Origin of the sequence: Domibacillus aminovorans (assembly GCF_001643235.1) — a bacterium.
Classification (GTDB): Bacteria; Bacillota; Bacilli; order Bacillales; family Domibacillaceae; genus Domibacillus; species Domibacillus aminovorans.
The window spans coordinates 1-20,674 of record NZ_LQWY01000007.1 but is presented as its reverse complement, the minus strand read 5'-3'; the positions used below and the strand labels follow the sequence as shown (position 1 = coordinate 20,674).

Annotated in this window: 22 protein-coding genes, 2 tRNA genes, 1 rRNA gene and 1 pseudogene; 9 read left to right on the top strand and 17 right to left on the bottom strand. The window is 38.6% G+C overall.

The features are described 5' to 3' along the window. Positions 1–77 precede the first annotated feature (77 nt). A pseudogene (locus tag AWH49_RS20635) lies at positions 78–161 on the bottom strand (recombinase family protein); the annotation flags it as partial. A gap of 430 nt (positions 162–591) precedes the next feature. Here AWH49_RS20635 and AWH49_RS03965 point away from each other — a divergent pair. The 3 genes from AWH49_RS03965 (at position 592) to AWH49_RS03955 (ending at position 2,880) form a co-directional block, all read left to right on the top strand. Next, positions 592–1,017 (top strand): hypothetical protein, encoded by a 426-nt coding sequence (locus tag AWH49_RS03965; RefSeq protein WP_063964718.1) that lies wholly within the window; start codon positions 592–594, stop codon positions 1,015–1,017. 328 nt (positions 1,018–1,345) lie between these two features. Continuing rightward, on the top strand, positions 1,346–2,431 hold the full coding sequence (locus AWH49_RS03960) for a CotH kinase family protein (RefSeq protein WP_063964717.1): 1,086 nt from the start codon (positions 1,346–1,348) through the stop codon (positions 2,429–2,431). A gap of 68 nt (positions 2,432–2,499) precedes the next feature. Beyond that, positions 2,500–2,880, top strand: a complete 381-nt coding sequence (locus AWH49_RS03955) for an SET domain-containing protein (protein ID WP_063964716.1) — start codon at positions 2,500–2,502, stop codon at positions 2,878–2,880. A 494-nt stretch (positions 2,881–3,374) separates the two neighbouring features. Here the strand turns inward: AWH49_RS03955 and AWH49_RS03950 are convergent, their stop codons facing one another. Beyond that, positions 3,375–4,874 carry a malate:quinone oxidoreductase gene (locus tag AWH49_RS03950; RefSeq protein WP_018395476.1) on the bottom strand — a complete coding sequence of 500 codons (1,500 nt, stop codon included), beginning with the start codon at positions 4,872–4,874 and terminating at the stop codon, positions 3,375–3,377. A gap of 674 nt (positions 4,875–5,548) precedes the next feature. On the opposite strand from AWH49_RS03950, the gene AWH49_RS03945 reads away from it, so the two are divergent. Continuing rightward, the gene (locus AWH49_RS03945) at positions 5,549–5,848 is read left to right on the top strand and encodes a hypothetical protein (protein ID WP_063964715.1); all 300 of its coding nucleotides are present in this window, start codon (positions 5,549–5,551) and stop codon (positions 5,846–5,848) included. Positions 5,849–6,250: 402 nt separating this feature from the next. Here AWH49_RS03945 and AWH49_RS03940 read toward each other — a convergent pair whose 3' ends face one another. Beyond that, complete coding sequence (locus tag AWH49_RS03940; RefSeq protein WP_063964714.1) at positions 6,251–7,018, bottom strand: TSUP family transporter; 768 nt, start codon at positions 7,016–7,018, stop codon at positions 6,251–6,253. A gap of 217 nt (positions 7,019–7,235) precedes the next feature. Between AWH49_RS03940 and AWH49_RS03935 the strand changes: the two genes are divergently transcribed. Together AWH49_RS03935 and AWH49_RS03930 are read left to right on the top strand one after the other, a co-directional pair. Then, positions 7,236–8,093, top strand: a complete 858-nt coding sequence (locus AWH49_RS03935; protein WP_063964713.1) for a LysR family transcriptional regulator — start codon at positions 7,236–7,238, stop codon at positions 8,091–8,093. Between the two features lie 198 nt (positions 8,094–8,291). Then, positions 8,292–8,786: a ferritin-like domain-containing protein gene (locus tag AWH49_RS03930; protein WP_063964712.1), complete on the top strand. Its 495-nt coding sequence runs from the start codon at positions 8,292–8,294 to the stop codon at positions 8,784–8,786. Between the two features lie 14 nt (positions 8,787–8,800). On the opposite strand, the gene AWH49_RS03925 is transcribed toward AWH49_RS03930, so the two are convergent. The 4 genes from AWH49_RS03925 to groES all read right to left on the bottom strand — a co-directional run bounded on the left by AWH49_RS03925 (position 8,801) and on the right by groES (position 12,325). After that, a complete protein-coding gene (locus tag AWH49_RS03925) occupies positions 8,801–9,082 on the bottom strand; it encodes a hypothetical protein (RefSeq protein ID WP_063964711.1) in 282 nt (93 codons plus the stop codon). A gap of 215 nt (positions 9,083–9,297) precedes the next feature. Further along, positions 9,298–10,209, bottom strand: a complete 912-nt coding sequence (locus AWH49_RS03920; protein WP_063964710.1) for a tyrosine-type recombinase/integrase — start codon at positions 10,207–10,209, stop codon at positions 9,298–9,300. Positions 10,210–10,364: 155 nt separating this feature from the next. Next, positions 10,365–11,990, bottom strand: a complete 1,626-nt coding sequence (groL, locus tag AWH49_RS03915) for a chaperonin GroEL (protein WP_018395474.1) — start codon at positions 11,988–11,990, stop codon at positions 10,365–10,367. A 50-nt stretch (positions 11,991–12,040) separates the two neighbouring features. Beyond that, positions 12,041–12,325 (bottom strand): co-chaperone GroES, encoded by a 285-nt coding sequence (gene groES, locus AWH49_RS03910; RefSeq protein WP_018395473.1) that lies wholly within the window; start codon positions 12,323–12,325, stop codon positions 12,041–12,043. Positions 12,326–12,534: 209 nt separating this feature from the next. On the opposite strand from groES, the gene AWH49_RS03905 reads away from it, so the two are divergent. Both AWH49_RS03905 and AWH49_RS03900 read left to right on the top strand, forming a co-directional pair. Then, positions 12,535–13,272 carry a CPBP family intramembrane glutamic endopeptidase gene (locus AWH49_RS03905; protein ID WP_063964709.1) on the top strand — a complete coding sequence of 246 codons (738 nt, stop codon included), beginning with the start codon at positions 12,535–12,537 and terminating at the stop codon, positions 13,270–13,272. Positions 13,273–13,284: 12 nt separating this feature from the next. Continuing rightward, positions 13,285–13,482: a YdiK family protein gene (locus tag AWH49_RS03900; protein ID WP_018395471.1), complete on the top strand. Its 198-nt coding sequence runs from the start codon at positions 13,285–13,287 to the stop codon at positions 13,480–13,482. 15 nt (positions 13,483–13,497) lie between these two features. Here AWH49_RS03900 and tatC read toward each other — a convergent pair whose 3' ends face one another. From tatC to AWH49_RS03885, 3 genes are read right to left on the bottom strand one after another with little or no spacing between them, the layout of a single operon-like run. After that, positions 13,498–14,259 carry a twin-arginine translocase subunit TatC gene (gene tatC / locus AWH49_RS03895; protein WP_063964708.1) on the bottom strand — a complete coding sequence of 254 codons (762 nt, stop codon included), beginning with the start codon at positions 14,257–14,259 and terminating at the stop codon, positions 13,498–13,500. An 18-nt stretch (positions 14,260–14,277) separates the two neighbouring features. Beyond that, a complete protein-coding gene (locus AWH49_RS03890; protein ID WP_094777136.1) occupies positions 14,278–14,463 on the bottom strand; it encodes a twin-arginine translocase TatA/TatE family subunit in 186 nt (61 codons plus the stop codon). 50 nt (positions 14,464–14,513) lie between these two features. Next, entirely contained in the window at positions 14,514–15,167 is a 654-nt protein-coding gene (locus AWH49_RS03885) for a redox-sensing transcriptional repressor Rex (RefSeq protein WP_018395468.1), read from the bottom strand. Between the two features lie 147 nt (positions 15,168–15,314). Between AWH49_RS03885 and AWH49_RS03880 the strand changes: the two genes are divergently transcribed. Continuing rightward, the gene (locus AWH49_RS03880) at positions 15,315–17,243 is read left to right on the top strand and encodes an ABC-F family ATP-binding cassette domain-containing protein (RefSeq protein ID WP_063964707.1); all 1,929 of its coding nucleotides are present in this window, start codon (positions 15,315–15,317) and stop codon (positions 17,241–17,243) included. 165 nt (positions 17,244–17,408) lie between these two features. Here AWH49_RS03880 and tsaD read toward each other — a convergent pair whose 3' ends face one another. The 7 genes from tsaD to rrf form a co-directional block, all read right to left on the bottom strand. After that, complete coding sequence (gene tsaD, locus AWH49_RS03875) at positions 17,409–18,428, bottom strand: tRNA (adenosine(37)-N6)-threonylcarbamoyltransferase complex transferase subunit TsaD (protein ID WP_018395466.1); 1,020 nt, start codon at positions 18,426–18,428, stop codon at positions 17,409–17,411. Beyond that, positions 18,428–18,874 carry a ribosomal protein S18-alanine N-acetyltransferase gene (gene rimI / locus AWH49_RS03870; protein WP_063964706.1) on the bottom strand — a complete coding sequence of 149 codons (447 nt, stop codon included), beginning with the start codon at positions 18,872–18,874 and terminating at the stop codon, positions 18,428–18,430. Before rimI ends, tsaD begins: the two co-directional genes overlap by 1 nt. Continuing rightward, complete coding sequence (gene tsaB, locus AWH49_RS03865; RefSeq protein WP_063964705.1) at positions 18,867–19,574, bottom strand: tRNA (adenosine(37)-N6)-threonylcarbamoyltransferase complex dimerization subunit type 1 TsaB; 708 nt, start codon at positions 19,572–19,574, stop codon at positions 18,867–18,869. The genes rimI and tsaB overlap by 8 nt, the downstream gene beginning before the upstream one ends. Further along, positions 19,555–20,037 carry a tRNA (adenosine(37)-N6)-threonylcarbamoyltransferase complex ATPase subunit type 1 TsaE gene (tsaE, locus tag AWH49_RS03860; protein ID WP_094777135.1) on the bottom strand — a complete coding sequence of 161 codons (483 nt, stop codon included), beginning with the start codon at positions 20,035–20,037 and terminating at the stop codon, positions 19,555–19,557. The genes tsaB and tsaE overlap by 20 nt, the downstream gene beginning before the upstream one ends. A 113-nt stretch (positions 20,038–20,150) precedes the next feature. Then, positions 20,151–20,227: transfer RNA gene (locus tag AWH49_RS03855), tRNA-Asp, on the bottom strand. Between the two features lie 4 nt (positions 20,228–20,231). Beyond that, positions 20,232–20,305: transfer RNA gene (locus tag AWH49_RS03850), tRNA-Met, on the bottom strand. A 96-nt stretch (positions 20,306–20,401) separates the two neighbouring features. Further along, positions 20,402–20,517, bottom strand: a 5S ribosomal RNA gene (gene rrf, locus AWH49_RS03845). Between the last annotated feature and the right edge of the window lie 157 nt (positions 20,518–20,674).

The window sequence follows — 20,674 nt, the reverse complement described above, 5'->3', positions numbered from 1 at the left end:
ACCTCTGACAAAATGTAACTGGGCAACGTGCCTAATCTTTGAACTTATTCCGAAAGAAGTCTCCTACTTCTAAGCGTGAAGCTGTCCCGTTCATCAAATCCCAATTTTTTCATGGCCTCCAGCTGTCGTCCTTCATTTTGATCTTTGCTGCTGACTCGTATGTATCCAAATTTTCAAACGTCGATCATCTTTCTCCTTTTACAGAGCGTTTGTTCTTTTGTTATATCAAAAGCGTTCGTAAAATGATTTTAGACTTAAAAGAAAGCGAAAATCGATGTTTTTTGCATAGTCTATTCGAGTGAGATCAACCCTTTTAAGCCCTCATATTTATTCTGAGTGCTTATACAAATTATTTTTTTGATTACCTCGTTTGTAGAACCCAGATCCAACATCTAAAATTCCCCGTAATTTTACCACCTCTTTTATGATAAAATATTCCTTTTTTTAAAAAAATATTGAATAAGTGCTCCGTTGGTTCATATTTGCGACCAACTGAATACACTGTATTTGTATTCACTTAATCCGTTGGTTCATATTTGTAACCAATTGAATACACTGTATTTGTATTCACTTAAATTGGGAGGGATATTTGTGGGAGAATTTGGAAGCGACGAAAGAAAGAACATGACCACTGGTTGCACTACAACTGATTGTAGTTGTACTACAACCGATGAAACGACTACTGGTTGTAGTTGTACTACAACCGGTGAAACAACTACTGATTGTACTACAACCAGTAAAACAACTACTGATTGTCATAAGAAAAAGAAAAAAAAGAAAAAGAAAAAGAAACACCGCACGACTACTGGTTGTACCACAACTGATTCTCATAAAAAGAAAAAGAAAAAGAAAAAGAAAAACCGCACGACTACTGATTGTACTACAACGGATGAAACATCAACTGGTAAAAAATCAACCGGTAAAACATCAACCGGTAAAACATCAACTGGTAAACATAAAGGAAAAGGTCCTAAAGGAAAGGGTCCTAAAGGAAAAGGTCCTAAAGGAAGAAAATAACAGAGAATATAAAGCAAACAGATACTTCCGCTTGATTAAGCGGAAGTATTTAATTCTTAAATAGGACATCAAAAGATCATCCAAAAAAGTGAGTGCAATACTAAATTTGATTTGAAATCATCTAAATAGAAAAACCTCTTCAAGATTAAACAACTAAATATTGTATAAAATTTAAAACCAAGGATACAATCCCTAGGTTTTTATTTGTAGATAATAAATTAAGTTTATGTCCTTCATTCTTCAATAGCTGCTTACAATGGTGATATTAACAGTGAAAAAAGATAATACGTGAGCGCATCGGTGTTATCAAAGAAAGGACAGAGAGTATATGCCTTATCTAATTCCATCTTATTTTTTGATAATCGAAGAAAGTAATCTAGATGATCTAAGGAGCGATATATGGAGTGATACTCCTGTTTCCGCCTATTTAAAAGTGAAAAACATCACCTATACTATTGACATTGCCTACCGGGGATCCTATACGCGGAAATTTCGCAAAAGATCTTTCCGGATTGAGTTCATCAATCCAAATAGATGTTCCGGGGCCCGCATAATTCATCTCAATGCAGAATATAGGGATCCGTCCCTTATGCGAAATAAACTTTCTTTTGATTTTTTCCAGGATCTTGGTGTTCTATCACCAAATAGTCATCATATAAATTTAACGCGAAATGGCTCTTTTAAAGGGGTCTATTTGCAATTGGAATCCGTAGATGATTTGTTCTTGAAAAAGAGGGGCCTTCCTTCGGGTCCTATTTATTATGCGGTCAACAATAATGCCAATTTTTCTCTAACAAGAGATGAGAAGAAAAAAAAGTCACTTCTTTCGGGGTATAGACGAGTGTTAGGAACCAAATCAGACGATGATCTCCTTCATGAATTGATACACAAAATCAATACTACTTCCTTATCTGATTTTCCTAATGAAATTCCTCACCATCTCAATATTGATACTTTTTTACGCTGGCTCGTTGGAGCTGTTTGCACAATGAATAATGACGGGTTTACTCATAACTATGCGCTGTACCGGAATAATGAAACTGGTTTGTTCGAAATTATTCCTTGGGACTACGATGCAACGTGGGGACGAAAAGTCGACGGTGGACTCATGGAGCACAATTACGTTCCTATTAAAGGAAAGAAGGACAACCATCTTTGCCGTCTTCTTCTGAAAGTACCAGAATTCCGTAAACTTTACCGGAACATATTGGAAGAAACTTTGGAAACTAAGTTTACAGTCAAATACTTAGAAAATAAGGTCATTTCGCTCCATGAGTCCCTTCGACCACACATTCTTCTAGATCCTTATAAAAAGAAAACGATTGATACATTCGATAAAGAACCTGAGTTTATCTTTCAATTCATTCGGAAACGCAACAGCTATTTAAAAAAGCGTCTAAATAAACTTGACTAGAAGAATAATCGTCATCTCGATCTTGCCACTCGGGAAGCGTTTGAACATTCGGAAAGGGGTAAACAAATTTGGGTTTATTATGCATAAAAGATAGTGGAAAGTACGGTAGAGGGATATATGCTACACGTGATATTAAAACAGGTAAATGTATTGAAGTGTCACCTGTTATAGTATCACCCCCAACCGAATGGAAGTATCTGAAGAAGACGGTACTTTCTGAATACTACTTCACTTGGGGTGAAAATTACGAGCATAAAGCGCTTGCTCTGGGATATGGGTCGCTATTTAATCATTCATATACTCCGAATGCGACGTTTGTTTACAAACTAGATATTTTATCGATAGCATTTTTTACAATATCTGATATTAAGAAGGGTGAGGAAATCACTATAAATTACAACTGGTACCCTGAAGATAAATCTCCATTATGGTTTGATGTAATTGATTAACAAGTGATGTGGCTAATACGCCGCTTAGATAAACAGGATAGCGCAATCGCTGAAAGAGTCTCCAGAGACCAAATAGATATTACTTGCTTCACCAAGAGCCCCGAAAGCAAACCAGATAATCTTTAGCTGATTCAGTAAAAAGGAATCAAAAAAAGCATTATGAGGAAAAGGCCTCCCACCAGTTCAATTGAACTGATGGGAGGCCTTTAACTTTAAAGTTATTTACATGTTAAGTGAGGATTTATTTCTAAATACACCGCAAATCCTTATACATCTAGGATTTTAGTTCTTCTTACATCATGCCGCCCATTCATTTTGACAATTAATAAAAGAAAAACAGGGCTAAAAAACCTTATCATATCAACGTTTCCTAAAATTCACCTTTAATAATCTTAAATAGTTTTAAAATTACACGAGGACAAATAAAATTTGTTTGGCTTTTGTCCTCTTTTTTCTCTTCTTTAAAAAATACCTTTGTTTCTATATCCAAAGAATTAACTATAGACTAGCTCTTTTTCGCTTAGAGCAAGCGTCTCTGCTGTTGAAGTATGAATTTCGTGCAGAAGCTCTGGATTTTCCATTAGTGACACGCCATATGAAGAAATCATTTCTTTGATTTTTGGTTCCCACTCATTCATATGTTGCGGGAAGCATTTTTTAATTATCTCGAGCATAACGTGAACAGCAGTAGAAGCACCTGGAGAAGCACCTAGTAATGCTGCAATCGAGCCATCAGCTGCAGTAATAACTTCGGTACCAAATTGAAGCGTTCCTTTGCCGCCTTCAGCCGTATCTTTGATAACTTGTACACGTTGGCCTGCTACTACTAAATCCCAATCCTCGCTCTTAGCGTTCGGGATAAACTCTCGCAACTCTTCCATACGCTGTTCTTTCGATAACATAACCTGCTGGATCAGGTATTTTGTCAATGACATTTCTTTTGCGCCTGCTGCCAACATCGTTAAGACATTATTTGGTTTTACGGAAGTTACTAAATCGAACATTGAACCTGTTTTTAAGAACTTTGGTGAGAAGCCGGCAAACGGTCCAAATAGTAACGATTTTTTATTGTCGATATATCTTGTGTCAAGATGCGGAACAGACATTGGAGGAGCTCCAACCTTAGCCTTGCCATATACTTTTCCATGATGCTGCGCTATAACTTCCGGATTATTACACACCATAAATATTCCGCTTACTGGGAATCCGCCAATATGTTTTCCTTCAGGAATACCGGATTTTTGCAGTAAATGTAGGCTTCCTCCCCCGCCTCCGATAAAGACGAATTTTGCAGTATGGCGTTCGACGTTACCGCTGTCGTTTCGTACTTTCAATTCCCACGAGCCATCGCTAGTGCGTTTAATATTATCAACACTATGTTTGTATTTGATATCGACATTTTTATTCTTTAAGTGGTCAAACAACATGCATGTTAAAGCACCAAAGTTAACGTCTGTACCAGAGTCGATTTTTGTTGCCGCAATAGGGTCATTCAATGGACGGTTTTGCATAATAAGCGGAATCCATTCCATCAGTTTTTCCGGGTTATCGGAAAATTCCATGCCTTTAAACAAGGGATTGTTTGAAAGCGCCTCAAAACGCTTCTTTAAAAACGCTATATTTTTTTCTCCTTGTACCATACTCATATGAGGCAATGGCATGATAAAGTCCTGCGGATTATTAATTAGCTTACTTTTTACAAGATAAGCCCAAAACTGCATTGAAACTTGGAACTGTTCATTAATTTTAATAGCTTTGTTAATATCTATAGATCCGTCTGGTTTTTCAACAGTATAGTTAAGCTCACACAGTGCCGCATGCCCTGTTCCCGCATTATTCCATTCGTTAGAGCTTTCCTCCCCTGCGTTTTCGAGCTTCTCAAACACTGTAATTTCCCATTCCGGTACTAACTCTTTCAGGAGCGTACCTAAAGTCGCACTCATGATTCCAGTGCCAATTAAGATGACGTCTGTTTTAGTTTTTCCATTGCTCATTTTTACCATCCCTATACCCTAAAATTTGCAGAAAGGATGCAGGCGCTCCGGCTTAGGCGTCACACACCTTTTCTGTTTCAATTATAACTATATCATAGTGTATTACAATTATTTATAGATTAAAATATCTACTATTATCTAATATTTATAAGCTATTTACAAGCTGGTAAAAAGTGAGAATTCTGTCCACAAGTCCCTAGGAACACACAAAAACCAAGGCCTTAACCCAGCTTCTTGCAAGGATTAAGGCTTTGGTTTGCGGTTACCAGTGAACCGCCATCATCTAATTTTCGCCGTTACTTGTGGTACGGTTCACCGTAACGGTAAACAAGGTAAGTTAAAAGATTTTGTTTTCTTATAAAAGAAGAATAAAACTAGAAATAAAAATTATGACAGGACTTTTCTAAACAAGTAATAGAATTGTTGCTTCTGCATTCGGCTATGGCATGGTTCTGAAAATGTATTCTGTATAAAAAATTAATTACCTAAAATAAGCAATAATGAAATGGGGTTGTTACTCCTTTGGTTTTGACGCAGTCCTGTTATCTTCTTTTAATAAAAATAAGTTGTTATGTAACTGTATAGAAAAGAAAATGCAAAGATAAATTGATAGACTTATAAGAAAAGCTTTTTGATTAGTATACATAATGAAGTTGAATAAAGGGAGATGAACCATGGAGGCGCATGTAAAGAAGTCTTTAGACGAATGGAAAGAAGAAATTTGTGGTTTATTACATGAAATAGATAAAGAATATGAAGAAGTAAAACGTGAGCTTCAGGTTTATTCCTATAAATTCAGCATCACTAAACAGGTTGTACAATCTACAATTAATGATGAGATTATCCGCAATATCCGTGAACTTTATCATAAGCCATTTGAACAAAGATTTAACCAATTGAAAGAAGAAATAAAAGACCTGGAAGAAAAGAAAAAAGTGTTTCAGATGTTTGTAGATAAAATTGATAAAGTATAAGAAAAAGAAGAAGTAAAGCCATATGCATCTGCTCAATAGTCCAAAGGTAAGCAGTGCAATAAAGAGTGAAGTTTATAGGACGGATAATAGATTAGCCTCCCTTTAGAACATGTTTCCTAAGGGGAGGCTTTTACATGTAAAACCCATTAAGCTTTGTTAAAACAAAAAATCAGACAATGATAAACGGATTGTTACTGTATGCTGCCTTCTGAAGATAAATAACTTTTTTATAGGGACACATAAAGAAATTGCAATGATAGATATTGTTAATAATAATCCAACAGTTTTTTCATTTTTCCTCCTAATAGTAAAAAAGGTACTTTAAAATTGTAAAAATATTATTTTTGAGACATAACTGACATATCCAACCCCTTTTATTGAAACTTTCTAGAAAAATTGGTACTAATGAATAGCATCATATATATTTTTCGCTAATAGTAAAAAAGTAACTGTAATAAACAAGGCACGAACATACCCACTTCCTCTTTTTATGGCAAATTTCGACCCGCACATTGCTCCAGCAATTCCTGCAATTGCCATTGGTAATCCATATGCATAGTTTACTTGCCCTAAATTCATAAATATCAACAATGCAGCAATATTACTTCCAAAGTTTAAAAATTTCGCGTTACCTGCTGCTTTTATAAAATCAAGTCCGATCATCAAGAAAGCAAACATTAAAAATGAACCTGTTCCTGGTCCAAGAAATCCATCATAAAAACCAATCGTAAAAATTAAAAACATAAATATTATTAAATGGCGGATAGACAACTTTTTATAAGTAGAAATACTCCCCCAATCTTTCTTGAATATGGTATAAATCGTTACAGCTGCGAGCATGACTAGCATCAATGGTTTTAGCACTTCGGGATTCATCAAGTGAACAGTCCACGCACCGACCATCGAACCGATAAAAACGAGCGGAAATAGCTTATACAGTGATGTAAAATCGAGATTGCCTGAACGATAAAACATAAGTGTGCTAGTTAAGGAGCCCATTGTTCCTACTAATTTATTCGTAGCAACTGCTGCTGCCGGATTTAGCCCTGTGAATAACAAAGCAGGCAATGTAATTAGACCGCCTCCCCCTACAACTGAATCAATAAAGGCAGCTACAAATCCAAAGAAAATCAAAATAATTAATAAAGATGGTTCCAGTTCAAATTGCATCTAATCATCCTTCCAGAGAGTAAGACCTTAGAAAATAACTAACTTGTTGAAGTGTCCGTTATTCTCTCGTACGACAAATACTCGACCTATAAACCATTTTTTAGCTATCGGCTTTATATATTTGCATTTTCTTAAATTATAGAAGTAAACTATATATAAATAAAATCAAACTTTTAAATGTTTAACATAAATAAAACTTATGGATTTGGATGATAATATGAGCCTTTCAAAATATGAAGTTTTTAACACAGTCGTTGAATCGGGGAATCTTACAAAAGCCGCGGAGGCTTTAAATTTAACTCAGGCCGCTGTTAGTTATTCGATCGCAAAATTGGAATCTGAACTTGGGTTCCCTCTACTAATTAGAAGTAGGTCCGGTATTATCCTAACAAGTAACGGAGAAAGGATATTAAAATATATACGAATGATTCTACATTGGGATGAAAAAATGAAGCAAGAAGTAGCATCTATTAATGGACTTGAGGTTGGTACGGTTCGGATAGGGGCATTTACAAGTGTTTGTATTCAATGGTTGTCTAAATGTATCAAGCAATTTAAAGAAGAACATCCCTTCGTTGAAATTAAGATCTTTCAAGGAGACTATGAAGATGTTGATAAGTGGATAGCTAACGGGATGATTGATTTTGGTTTTATTACATTGCCTTCATTACAATCTTTTGAAACGATCCCCCTTAAAAAAGATAGGATATTGTGTATCCTTCCATACAATTATCCCGTGAGTAATCAAGATAAAATCCGCCTAGAACAATTAGAAAATGAATCTTTTATTGCAAACCACGATATAAAGCGCCTATTAAAAGGGACAGGTATTACTCTTAAGCAGAGTTTTGATATAATCGACGACCACGCTATTGTATCAATGGTTGAAAATGAATTAGGAGTAAGCATCATGCCTGAATTAGTTCTGCAAGGTATACCACATAAACTTAGGGTTCTTAGTCTAGAGCCCGAACAGCATCGAATAATTGGGATTGGTGCATTATCTCTAAAAGAACTCTCACCTGCTGCGAAAAAGTTCATTGAATATATAAAAATTCAAATAGACTCAAACTAAGGTTTAAGGAAGAGGTAGAGGTTTTAAGTACAATCCATCAAATTATACAAAGAGTTACATTCAAGAGACTAACTTTTCAAATTTTTGTGTTGAAACATAGAAGATTGATTCTCCTATGTGCTCCTGCATTAACTAATTAATCACCCTAATTTAAACGGTGAATATACTATCTACGTTATTAAATAAGGGGGATTGTCGATGTATCAACCATACCAGTACCCATATGTAGGATACGTACCCGTTCAAGGGACACCGATTCAAGAGTTCGATTATACTCAACCATGTTTGCAAGTAGCCTTACAGCATATAAAGGAATCCGTTCAAGGGGAAAGAGAAGATGAACTTTTTTATCAATATTTAATTTCGATTGCACCAACTCAAGAAGAGAAAGAGATCATTGCTTCTATAAGGGATGATGAGAGAAAACATAATCAAATGTTTAGAAGGATTTACTGGAATTTTACAGGACAAGAAGTGCAGAACGTGAATGAAGAGCAGTTTGAAAAACCAGCGAACTATATCGCTGGGATAAAAAAAGCGTTATTTGGGGAGTTAAAGGCCGTTGAAAAGTATCGAAGAATCAAACAATGTTTACCCGAAGGTATATATCAACATATGCTATTTGAAATTATCACCGATGAGTTAAAGCATGCAACAAAGTATAATTATTTGTTTACTTTAAATAAAAAATAAAGATCGATTTCCATCTACTTTTGCAGTCGGTTTATTTGTCGTTGCATACACTCCATTTGCTTTCGCAATTGTTCTGTTTCTTTACGCATTTGTACCATCTGCTGTTTCATTTGTTGATTCTGCTGGTTATTATCCTTTTGCTGATTTGTTTGTTCTTGTTGAGCTTGCTCTCGTTCCGCCGTTAAACCGATCGTTGTCAGAATATCTCCTAAAGTAACTAATACCTGTCCAATGTATTGTAATTCAGCAGGATAATCATCGTTTGTATTTGTACTACTTCCTATTTTGTTATTCAAGATAACCCCTCTTTTCCTTAATAATTCACTTTAGTTTATTCGGATTTCCTTTAAAACGTACATCAAACGAGAACAGATAGGCACTTTTTATTTCCAATGCAATATAATATATTTTTGGTACATCCTCATCATGATTCAGTTCATTAAACCCTTGAACATAAAGAATAAAGGAGCGACTGACAGTGTTGAATCAGCCGCTCCACCCTTGTATATGATTAAATATCTAACGAGTTGAGCGGATTGTACTTGTCGTTTTGTTCTCTCAATTCATTTCCCCACATGGCAACGTAACGCATCGTCACGTTAATACTTTTATGTCTCATTAGTTTTTGAATTGCAAAAGCACTCATGCCGGACATAGCCAGCCGATGACAAAAAGTATGACGGAATGTGTGAGCGGACACTCTTACATCTTTAAAATTCATTTTTTGACCAAGATATCTAAAAATTAATGCAAGTGCGTTTTCCGTTAGTTGAGTATTATCTCTTTTGACAAATACAAAATCACTCACTTCTCCCCAATGCTGCTTACAAAATGCATGGTAAGCGGATAGTTCTTTCGATAACTTTTCTGTGATAGGAATTGTTTCTTTTCTTCTGTTCTTGCCATAAACAGAGATGCTTTGATTCATGAAATCAATATCAGACCATTGAAGGTTGATAATTTCCCCACGCCTAATTCCTGTGCCGAGTATCGTAACAATAACCATATAATCCCGATAAGCAAAATAACTCTTTTCTCTCCGTTTGACACGTCTGTAAAAGTTCAACATTTGCTGAATTTGATCATCATTAAAGACATCAATTTTCACATCTTCTTTTTGTCTTTTGACCCGCTTTGCAGGATTGCTTTTAATAACTTCACACTCGACCATATAATTCAGAAAGGCTCGTATTCGCAAAAGCTTCGTGTTAATCGTACCTGCTTTATTTCCCCTCTCTTGGCATTCTGAAAGGTGCTGACGTACATGACTATAAGAAATGTCTTCTACGTTTACAACCTCATTCTTGATGCAGTAACTCACAAACTCTCCAAGTAAAGTTTCGTAATTTTTTATGTTTATCTTCGATGTATTCTTGAAACGTCTGTCATCTAAAAAGTCTTGATACGCAAATTTTAATAACAAAAAAGACTACCTCCTTATTTTTAGGAAGTAGTCTATACTTTTAAAAAATTTATTTACGTGACCGGTTCTCATCTTGAGAGAAAAGCAGCCGTAACTGCTTTTCAAAATGAAAGTGTATGATGCTATTAAAACATTGTTATATCAACGTTTTAATATTACATCATGCCGCCCATGCCGCCCATATCAGGCATTGATGGCATACCGCCGCCTTCTTCTGGCTTGTCCGCTACAACTGCTTCAGTTGTTAAGAACATAGCTGCAACAGATGTTGCATTTTGAAGTGCTGAACGTGTTACTTTCGTTGGGTCTACGATACCCGTTTCGATCATGTTTACCCACTCGCCAGTTGCCGCGTTGAAGCCGATACCGAGTTCTTCTCGTTTCAGGCGTTCCACAATAACGGAACCTTCAAGACCTGCATTGTGCGCGATTTGACGAACTGGTTCTTCAAGAGCGCGGAGTACAATTTTCACACCTGTTGCAAAATCGCCTTCGCCTTCTACTTCAGCTACTTTATTGTATACATTCACAAGTGCTGTACCACCACCGGATACGATGCCTTCTTCAACAGCTGCACGTGTTGCATTCAAAGCATCTTCAATGCGAAGTTTGCGCTCTTTTAGTTCTGTTTCTGTTGCCGCTCCAACTTTGATGACAGCAACACCGCCAGCAAGTTTCGCTAGACGCTCTTGCAATTTTTCGCGATCGAATTCAGACGTTGTATCTTCAAGCTGCGCACGGATTTGGCTTACGCGGCCTTGAATGTTTTGAGACTCGCCCGCACCTTCAACGATTGTTGTGTTTTCTTTCGATACTACAACTTTCGATGCACGGCCAAGTTGTGTAATATCCGTTGATTTCAAGTCAAGACCAAGCTCTTCTGTAATGACTTCAGCACCAGTTAAAATCGCAATGTCTTCAAGCATCGCTTTACGACGGTCACCGAATCCAGGTGCTTTAACTGCTACTGCGTTAAATGTACCGCGTAGTTTATTGACAACAAGTGTTGCCAGCGCTTCGCCTTCTACATCTTCGGAAATAAGAAGTAGCGGTTTGCTTTGTTGAACAACTTGCTCAAGAACAGGAAGAATTTCTTGAATGCTTGCAATTTTTTTGTCTGTGATTAAGATATATGGGTTTTCAAGCACTGCTTCCATTTTATCTGAATCAGTAATCATGTAAGGTGAAGCATAACCGCGGTCAAATTGCATACCTTCTACAACATCAAGCTCCGTCGTGAAGCCTTTTGACTCTTCGATTGTAATAACACCGTCATTTCCAACGCGCTCCATTGCCTCAGCAATAAGTTGTCCCACTTCTTCATCGCCAGAAGAAATCGCTGCAACTTGAGCAATCGACTCTTTTCCTTCGATTGGTTTTGAAATGACTTTTAATGATTCAAGTGCTGTTGCGACTGCTTTGTCCATTCCTTTACGAATGCCGACAGGGTTTGCACCAGCTGTTACGTTTTTCAAACCTTCACGGATCATCGCTTGCGCAAGAACCGTTGCAGTCGTTGTACCATCACCAGCAACGTCATTTGTTTTGCTTGCTACTTCTGCAACCAATTTTGCACCCATATTTTCGAATGCATCTTCAAGTTCGATTTCTTTTGCGATTGTTACACCGTCATTTGTAATAAGCGGCGAACCAAATTTTTTCTCAAGAACGACGTTGCGTCCTTTTGGTCCAAGCGTTACTTTAACTGCATCTGCAAGCTTGTCTACACCAGCAAGCATCGCGCGGCGTGCATCTTCACTAAATTTAATATCTTTAGCCATTTTAAAGTGCCTCCTCTAAATTTTATATTTATATGTTTTATGTGTAATGATTAGCCGATAACAGCTAAAATATCGTTTTCGCGCAACAATAAATATTCTACGCCTTCGTATTTTACTTCTGTACCTGCGTATTTTGAGAAGATGATGCGATCGCCTTCAGCTACTTCAAGTGCTACACGCTCGCCGCTTTCTAGAACACGTCCTGTTCCAACTGCCACAACTTTGCCTTCCTGCGGTTTTTCTTTCGCAGAATCAGGAAGTACAATTCCGCTGGCCGTTTTTTCTTCAGATTCTACTAGTTCGATTACTACGCGGTCACCTAGTGGTTTTAACAAGTGAAACCCTCCTCAAAAAATAGATAATTAAATTTTATTAGCACTCTACTCAGACGAGTGCTAACACAACTATTATAATAAATGAAATTGGCTTTCTTTTGCAAGTGTAAAGCAAAAAAATTTTCAAACAGAGCGAGACTGCTTATTTGAAGGGCTCCATCTTTATTAGTACAATGAATAGTAAGTGAATCGAATAAAGGAGTTTTTATGTGAAAAAAGAATATGGGTTTATTTTAATTACGTACATTTTAATGCAATTTTCCGGTTATATTGGTATTCCTCTTCTTTTTAAGATCGGTGTTTCGACCGGCGTGGAACAGAATGAGATGGAGATGCTGGCTATAGGTTATTGGACAGTGATTAGTTTCGCCCTTGCGACAGTCATCATTCTGCTTATTTTGCGAAAATCTGCGTATGTAAATAGAATTGAAAATCAGATATCACTATCTACTGGAAAATTAATTTTCTGGTCAATCACCGGCGTTTTTCTAGCATTTTCTGCGCAATATGCGGCGATCATCATTGAAACGGCGATCGGTATTGGGCAAGGCTCTGAAAATACGCAAGACATTATTCAACTCGTTGAATGGGTTCCGCTTACAATGCTGTCCGTCGCCCTATTCGGTCCGATTTTGGAAGAAATCGTGTTCCGGAAAATTTTATTCGGCTCATTATATGAACGGATTCCTTTTTTCTTCGCCGCGCTCATTAGTGCATTTATATTCTCTATTGCACACAGAGAATTAGAGCATTTTTTATTATATGCGGCAATGGGATTTACATTCGCATTTCTTTACGTAAAAACAAAGAGATTAATCGTACCTATTGTGGCGCATGTATCAATGAACTCAATCGTTGTGCTGATGCAGTACGTATTTGCGGATGATATTGAAAAAATGATCAAGAAAGCTGAACAAGCGCAACAATTTATTTTGTGGTTTTCGTAAGGAGGTATAATGATGAGACAGTCACCACTAGCTGCAGGGATTTTTTATAATATACTCGGCGGATTTTTCGTGTTTCTAGCCGTACAGGACGTAAATGTGAATGGCTTCAGGTTTTTCAACTATGTGCTTATTTTGCTGGCGACATTCGATATCGGCACTGGTCTCCGGTTAATGTTGATTCACTTCAAAGTAAAAAACAGCCAGAATTAATAAAATCCGCCCAGTTTATTGGGCGGATTCTTCTTGTTCAAGTGTAGCACGGGCTTCTGCCTGCTGCACTTTTTTATAGCCAATTTTCGAAACAAAAATACTCACTTCATATAAAAGAAATAATGGAACACTCACCATCATATGTGAAATGATATCCGGTGGAGTAATGAGTGCCGCAATGACGAGTAAGACAAAATACGCATAGCGGCGAATCTGACTTAAAAAGTGTGGCGTGATAATGCCTAACCGTGTCAAAAACAGCGTCACAACTGGAAGCTGAAATAAAAACCCAAATGGAATCGTCGTCTGAAATAAAAATTGGAAATATTCATTAATGCCAATGACCTGTTCAATATTCAAATCGCCGGACAGTTTCATCATAAAATGAATAATGTACGGAAATAAAATGAAATATGAAAAAGCGAGTCCCCCTAAAAACAGAAGAACCGATGCGGGGATGTAACTAAGCGTCGCTCTCCGCTCTTTCTCATGCAGACCGGGACTGACAAATGCCCACAATTGATACAAAATGACCGGCGATGTCAAAATAATCCCTATTACAAACGCCATTTGAAAATAAATCTTTAGCGGATCAGTTACCCGAAATGCGTTCATCGACAGCGCCGCCGCTTCATCTGCATGCTGCAAATAGTGGATGATTGGCTTTGCAAGAAAAAGCCCTCCAATGGCAGCAATGAAAAAGAAAACGACGACAATCATAAGCCGTTTCCTGAATTCCTCCAGGTGTTCATATATCGTCATGTCTTGTAGACTCATTTATCATTCATCCTAACATCACTTGGACTCTTTCTTGTCCTCTTTTCGATCATCATCATCATCCGTTAATCCTTTTGTTGAACTTTTAAATTCTCTCAATGTATCACCGGCTGCTCGTCCGAGTTCCGGAAGCTTTTTCGGTCCAAAAATAAGCAATGCTACAGCGCCAATTACGACCATGCTGCCAACACCTATCATTGGCACACACCTCCCTTTTCCTTCATCATAACTGATTTACCCGTTAAATACTATGATCATTTTTCGACAGATTGATCCGGATAATTTTTCAAGAAATACACGAGCGACTGCAATTCAATCGCCAAATCAATATGATGAACGCGAATAGCTGAAGGCACGTTTAACCGTGCCGGTGTAAAATTCAAAATCCCTTTTATATTTGCCTGGACTAAACGATCCGTAATGGATTGTGCTGCAGACTGTGGAATCGTTAAAATTGCTACCGGCACTTTCAGTTGGGCTAAAGTCTCTTCCAACTCATCCATATGATAAATAGGCACCTCTCCAATAGTTGTCCCGACTTTGCTCTCTTCCACATCAAATGCAACTAGGATCTTCGTGTTATTATTTTTCAAAAAATTATAATTTAAAAATGCCGTCCCTAAATTCCCAACACCGATCAATGCAACATTTGTCAATTCGTCCTGATCGAGCGTTTTGCGAAAAAAGGATAGCAAATAGCTCACATTGTAGCCATATCCTTTTTTGCCAAGCGCACCGAAATAAGAAAAGTCTCTCCGGATCGTAGCCGAATCTACTTTTACTGCTTCACTCAATTCTGCCGATGATACACGCTGCTTGCCTGACGAATGCAAATTTTGAATAAATCGGTAATACAAAGGCAGTCGCTTCGCTGTTGCTTGTGGAATTTTTACCGAATCGCTGTTCATTTTTATCCCCCTTACATGATGCCGCTTCCACATTTCATTTTTTCTTATAGTATAATCATAAATCTTTGTCACCTTTTTCACAAGAACTGCTTCTTTTCCATTGCTCGCTTACTCTTCCTCGAGTAAAGTGAAGGTGAGGTGAAAAACATGATACTTCTTCAAGTACAGCAGCTCTCGAAATATTTTGGAGCTGAACTTATTTTATCGAATATTAAGCTTGAGGTGCAGTCAGGCGATCGGATCGCACTTGTCGGCCGAAATGGTGCGGGCAAATCAACGCTCTTAAAAATCATTGCTGGACAGCTTTCACATGAGTCTGGTGCGATTATAAAACCGAAAGATGTCACCATTGGATATTTAGCGCAAGATACCGGTCTTGAATCGAACCTTTCCATCTGGGATGAAATGAATAGCGTTTTCAACAGTCTTCGGGAAATGGAGCAGCAATTGCGAGGGCTCGAAGCGGATATGGCCAATCCAGATGTGTATGATGATCCAAAGCTGTACGAGCAGGTGATGACCTCTTACGACCAACTTCAAAATGAGTTTAAAGAAGCTGGCGGTTATCAATATGAAGCAGATTTACGCTCCGTTTTACATGGGTTTAACTTTCAAGATTATGATTACGATACACTTATTTCCACATTAAGCGGTGGACAAAAGACGCGTCTCGCTCTTGCAAAGTTACTTTTAGCAAAACCTAGTATTTTAATTCTTGATGAACCGACGAATCATCTTGATATTGATACGCTTTCCTGGCTCGAACATTACTTACAAGGATACGCCGGCGCAATTTTAATTGTCTCTCATGATCGCTACTTCCTTGATAAGACTGTTAATCAAGTATACGAAATGTCTCGAAACAAAATTCGCAAATACACTGGCAACTACAGTAAATATTTAATTCAAAAAGCCGATCAATACGAGCGGGAAATGAAACAATTTGAAAAACAGCAGGAAGAAACCGCAAAGCTTGAAGCATTTATTCAGCGCAATATCGCCCGTGCTTCTACCACAAAACGGGCGCAAAGCAGACGAAAACAACTTGACCGGATGGACATGATCAAAAGACCAGGTGGTAATGAAAAGCCACCAAGTATGTTGTTTGATATCGACCGGCAAAGCGGCAATGAAGTATTGAAAATTGACAGTGTGTCTATTGGCTATGACGGACAGACAATTGTTTCTGATCTGTCATTTGATGTATTCAGAGGCGAAAGCATCGCGCTCGTCGGTCCAAACGGTGCTGGCAAATCGACTTTGCTGAAATCGATCACCAGTGCATTACCGCTTCTAGCCGGTGAGATCCGACAGGGGGCTGGTGTCGAAATCGGTTATTATGACCAAGAACAGTCTCATTTAAACCGGGCAAAAACGGTACTAGCTGAACTGTGGGACGAGTATCCTGGTACTCAAGAAAAGGATATACGAACGATTCTTGGTACCTTTCTTTTTTCAGGTGATGATGTGTTAAAACCTGTTGCAGCACTGAGTGGTGGTGAAAAAGCCCGTCTTGCACTCGCTAAACTGACGATGCAAAAAGCAAATTTACTTATACTTGATGAGCCGACAAACCATCTTGATCTCGACAGTAAAGAAGTGCTTGAAAATGCATTAATCGATTATCCTGGTACCCTCTTATTCGTCTCTCATGACCGTTATTTTATTAACCGAATCGCCACACAAGTAGTGGAACTTGATAAAACAAAAACAGGAGTCACCGTCTATCTCGGAGATTACGACTATTATGTAGAAAAGAAAAATGAACAGGAAGAACTGGCTGCTCTCGAAACAGTAAATACGATTTCAACCATAGCAAAACCGGCAGCTGCTGATTCGTATAAAACCGATAAAGAGCAGCGAAAACGGGATCGTCAGCGTCTTCGCCGAATTGAAGAAATCGAATCAGAAATTGCTGGCCATGAGGGAATCATAACTGAAGTAGAAGGGTTGCTCTGCCTACCTGAAATATACGAAGATCATTCAAAATCACTGGAATTGCAGCAACAATTGGAACAAGCAAACAATGCTATTGAATTACTAATGGAAGAATGGGAATCATTGCAGGAAGAATAAACAAAACACGATGCTATCCACAGCATCGTGTTTTTTATCCCCATTTCTATTTTATTAAAAAGCTTTTAAAAAAGCTTTCCACAGGACTTATCCACATTATCCACAGAAATTAACTATTTTTGTCCACATTACCCACAATAAAAAAGACAGGCATCTGCCCGTCTGTTAAAATTCCTCAATATCTAATCCCGGATGACCGTTCATATCCAGCCCATCCCGTTTTCCCTGTTCAAACAAAATAGTCCCTGCCGCTGCAATCATCGCTGCATTATCCGTACAAAGCGATATAGGCGGAATCATGATATCAATGTTCTCTATTTCGCCAAATGCATTCTCAAGTGACGCACGAAGCCCTTTATTAGCCGCCACACCACCAGCTAATAATACTTGCTTTACATCATATTCTTTCGCTGCCCGCACTGTTTTTTCTGTCAGCACGTCCACGACACTCGCTTGAAAACTCGCAGCCAAGTTTTCCGGATTAATCTCCTCACCGCGCTGCTCCGCATTATGAACCGTATTAATAACCGCTGATTTCAATCCGCTAAAACTGAAATCGTATGATCCTTCTTCCAGACGAATGCGCGGCAATGAGTACGTATCCTGTCCTTCAGCTGCTAGCCGATCAATGTGTGGGCCGCCCGGATAAGGTAAACTCAATGTACGGGCTACTTTGTCATACGCCTCGCCAGCTGCATCATCACGTGTCTCGCCGATCACTTCAAATGAGCCATGTTCTTTCATATAGACAAGTTCCGTATGTCCGCCAGAAACAACGAGTGACATAAGCGGGAACGACATCTCCTGAACTAACCGGTTCGCATAAATGTGCCCTGCAATATGATGAACACCAATGAGCGGCAGATCATGTGCAAACGCAATCGCTTTCGCTGCATTGACACCGACTAAAAGTGCCCCGACAAGACCCGGTCCCTTTGTTACTGCAATAGCATCCATATCCTGAAATGTTAAGCCGGCCCGCTCCAGTGTTTCCTCAAACACGGCAATAATTTGTTCTACGTGATGACGCGATGCAATTTCCGGTACGACGCCACCGAATCGTTTATGGCTTTCAATTTGTGATGAAACGACATTTGCGATAATGTCCGTTCCATTTTTAATAACTGCGGCTGCTGTCTCATCACAGCTCGTCTCAATTCCAAATATAAATATATCTTTTTTCATCATAAATTCACCCACATCACTAAAGCATCTTCTAAATCATCGGTATAATACTGCTTCCGGATTCCACCCGGCTGCAACCCGAATTTTTCATAAAGCGACCGTGCTGGTGTATTACTCACTCTCACTTCTAAAGAAAGTACTTTCCCCCCATGAAGCCTCGCCTCATTGATCACAAAACCGAGCAATTTTTCACCATAATGATTGCCACGATATTCGGGCAAAATCGCAATATTTGTCACCTGTACTTGGTCATATACAATCCACATACCGCAGTAGCCAATCACTTTGCCCTCGATTTCAGCTACATGGTAAAGAGCAAAACTATTTGAGGTAATTTCTCGTTCTAATGCTTCTTTTGACCATGGAACTGTAAAACTAACCAATTCTACTTCATACACCGCAGAAACATCATCCAAAGTCATCTTTCGCACAAAAAACTCACTCATCAGACTTCTCCTTCTTTTCATTCGCTTTAAGCCAATTCGCCTCTGCCTCAGCTAGTCGTGCATAGTTCGGCACAACTTGAGACGGATCTTGCTCCATTCCTGATGCAAGTGAAAGAAGAGCAGCAGGACGTGTATATGGAACCGATTTCCCGGCAAATGCTGCAGCACTGCCCATTATCTCTGCTATGACCTGCTCATGCATAATGCTTTCCTGTCCAACAAATAAAACAGGCTCTCCAATCTTAAGAAGCTCCTGACACCAGTCCACAACAGGAACATTCTGATCTTCTTTCACCGATTTCAATAACCCGTTCGATAACCGATACAGTCCCGTGAACACCTGCCCTCTACGTGCATCAAACATTGGGCAAACAAGACCTTCAATTAATGGAGCAGACGCTGCAAGAGACGCCAGCCCAGATACAGCAGTAATAGGAATATGTAACGTCCATGCTAATGTTTTCGCAATCGTGACGCCGATTCGTACACCTGTATAAGAACCCGGTCCATTTGCTACTACAATTTTGTTCAAATCACCTGGTTTCATATCCACCTCACTCATGAGCGCTTCAATGGCCGGCATCACCCTGATCGAGTGATTTTTTTTCACATTTGTTACCTGTTCCGCAAGTATGACATCACCATCAGACAAACCGATCGACAATGTATATGTAGACGTATCAATTGCTAGTATTTTCAAAATCAATCACCTTCTCACTTATTCGATCGTAACGATCACCTTCTATAGTTAAAACTATTTCTCGCTGACCATCAACTCCTGTATAATAAATATTAATTTTTATATATTCATCCGGCAGTTGTCCTTCAATTAAATGTGCCCATTCCACAATCGAAATACCTTCCCCATAAAAGTATTCGTCAAAACCAAGATCTTCTTCTGAATCTGGACCAAGCCGATACACATCCATATGATACAACGGATACTTTCCTTTATATTCTTTAACAATTGTAAATGTTGGGCTATTGACGTTTTTTTTCACGCCTAAAGCAGCCGCAATTCCTTGAGTAAATGTTGTTTTCCCTGCGCCTAGATCTCCTTCAAGCAAGACCACATCACCAGGTACAAGCAACGCAGCAATATGCGCAGCAAAATTTTTCATTTCTTCTGTATTATCAATGATGAATTTATAAGAAGATGTCACAAATATTTACCTTCTTTCCTCGAAAAAAAACCTTAGGATCATATATCCTAAGGTTTCCTATTTTATTATATCGAATATGTTTGAATAAAAAAAGAATTCTTCTTAATAAAAAATGGCGGTCCGGACGGGACTCGAACCCGCGACCTCCTGCGTGACAGGCAGGCATTCTAACCAACTGAACTACCGGACCGAGATTGCGGGGGCAGGATTTGAACCTGCGACCTTCGGGTTATGAGCCCGACGAGCTACCGAACTGCTCCACCCCGCGACGATAAAAATGTTATGAATATCTAAGCTATAGTGCCCCAAATCGGCAATTATAAACTGTCAAGACTATGCGGATAAAGAATATCACTTCAGCTTTGCCAGGCGGCGTCCTGCTCTCACAGGGGGAAACCCCCAACTACCATCGGCGCTGAAGAGCTTAACTGCCGTGTTCGGGATGGGAACGGGTGTGACCTCTTCGCTAATGCCACCTGACTATGAAGTTCGAAAGAAAGATGTTCTTTCAAAACTGGATATAAGGGATTCGTATGATACGTATAACACCAAGTGTTGTTTCGTGTTGTCCAGCCCCAACCAGCCCAAATGGACCAGCTGGCACTTTTCGTTATTGGTTAAGTCCTCGATCGATTAG

Bases quoted from the DNA above. Each gene is read 5' to 3' on its own strand.
- tsaD (WP_018395466.1), bottom strand. From the start codon at position 18,428: ATGAAAAAAGATATATTTATATTTGGAATTGAGACGAGCTGTGATGAG.
- AWH49_RS03880 (WP_063964707.1), top strand. From the start codon at position 15,315: ATGATACTTCTTCAAGTACAGCAGCTCTCGAAATATTTTGGAGCTGAA.
- rimI (WP_063964706.1), bottom strand. From the start codon at position 18,874: ATGAGTGAGTTTTTTGTGCGAAAGATGACTTTGGATGATGTTTCTGCG.
- AWH49_RS03960 (WP_063964717.1), top strand. From the start codon at position 1,346: ATGCCTTATCTAATTCCATCTTATTTTTTGATAATCGAAGAAAGTAAT.
- AWH49_RS03885 (WP_018395468.1), bottom strand. From the start codon at position 15,167: ATGAACAGCGATTCGGTAAAAATTCCACAAGCAACAGCGAAGCGACTG.
- AWH49_RS03940 (WP_063964714.1), bottom strand. From the start codon at position 7,018: ATGCAATTTGAACTGGAACCATCTTTATTAATTATTTTGATTTTCTTT.
- AWH49_RS03900 (WP_018395471.1), top strand. From the start codon at position 13,285: ATGAGACAGTCACCACTAGCTGCAGGGATTTTTTATAATATACTCGGC.
- AWH49_RS03930 (WP_063964712.1), top strand. From the start codon at position 8,292: ATGTATCAACCATACCAGTACCCATATGTAGGATACGTACCCGTTCAA.
- AWH49_RS03935 (WP_063964713.1), top strand. From the start codon at position 7,236: ATGAGCCTTTCAAAATATGAAGTTTTTAACACAGTCGTTGAATCGGGG.
- AWH49_RS03945 (WP_063964715.1), top strand. From the start codon at position 5,549: ATGGAGGCGCATGTAAAGAAGTCTTTAGACGAATGGAAAGAAGAAATT.
- groL (WP_018395474.1), bottom strand. From the start codon at position 11,990: ATGGCTAAAGATATTAAATTTAGTGAAGATGCACGCCGCGCGATGCTT.
- AWH49_RS03950 (WP_018395476.1), bottom strand. From the start codon at position 4,874: ATGAGCAATGGAAAAACTAAAACAGACGTCATCTTAATTGGCACTGGA.
- tatC (WP_063964708.1), bottom strand. From the start codon at position 14,259: ATGAGTCTACAAGACATGACGATATATGAACACCTGGAGGAATTCAGG.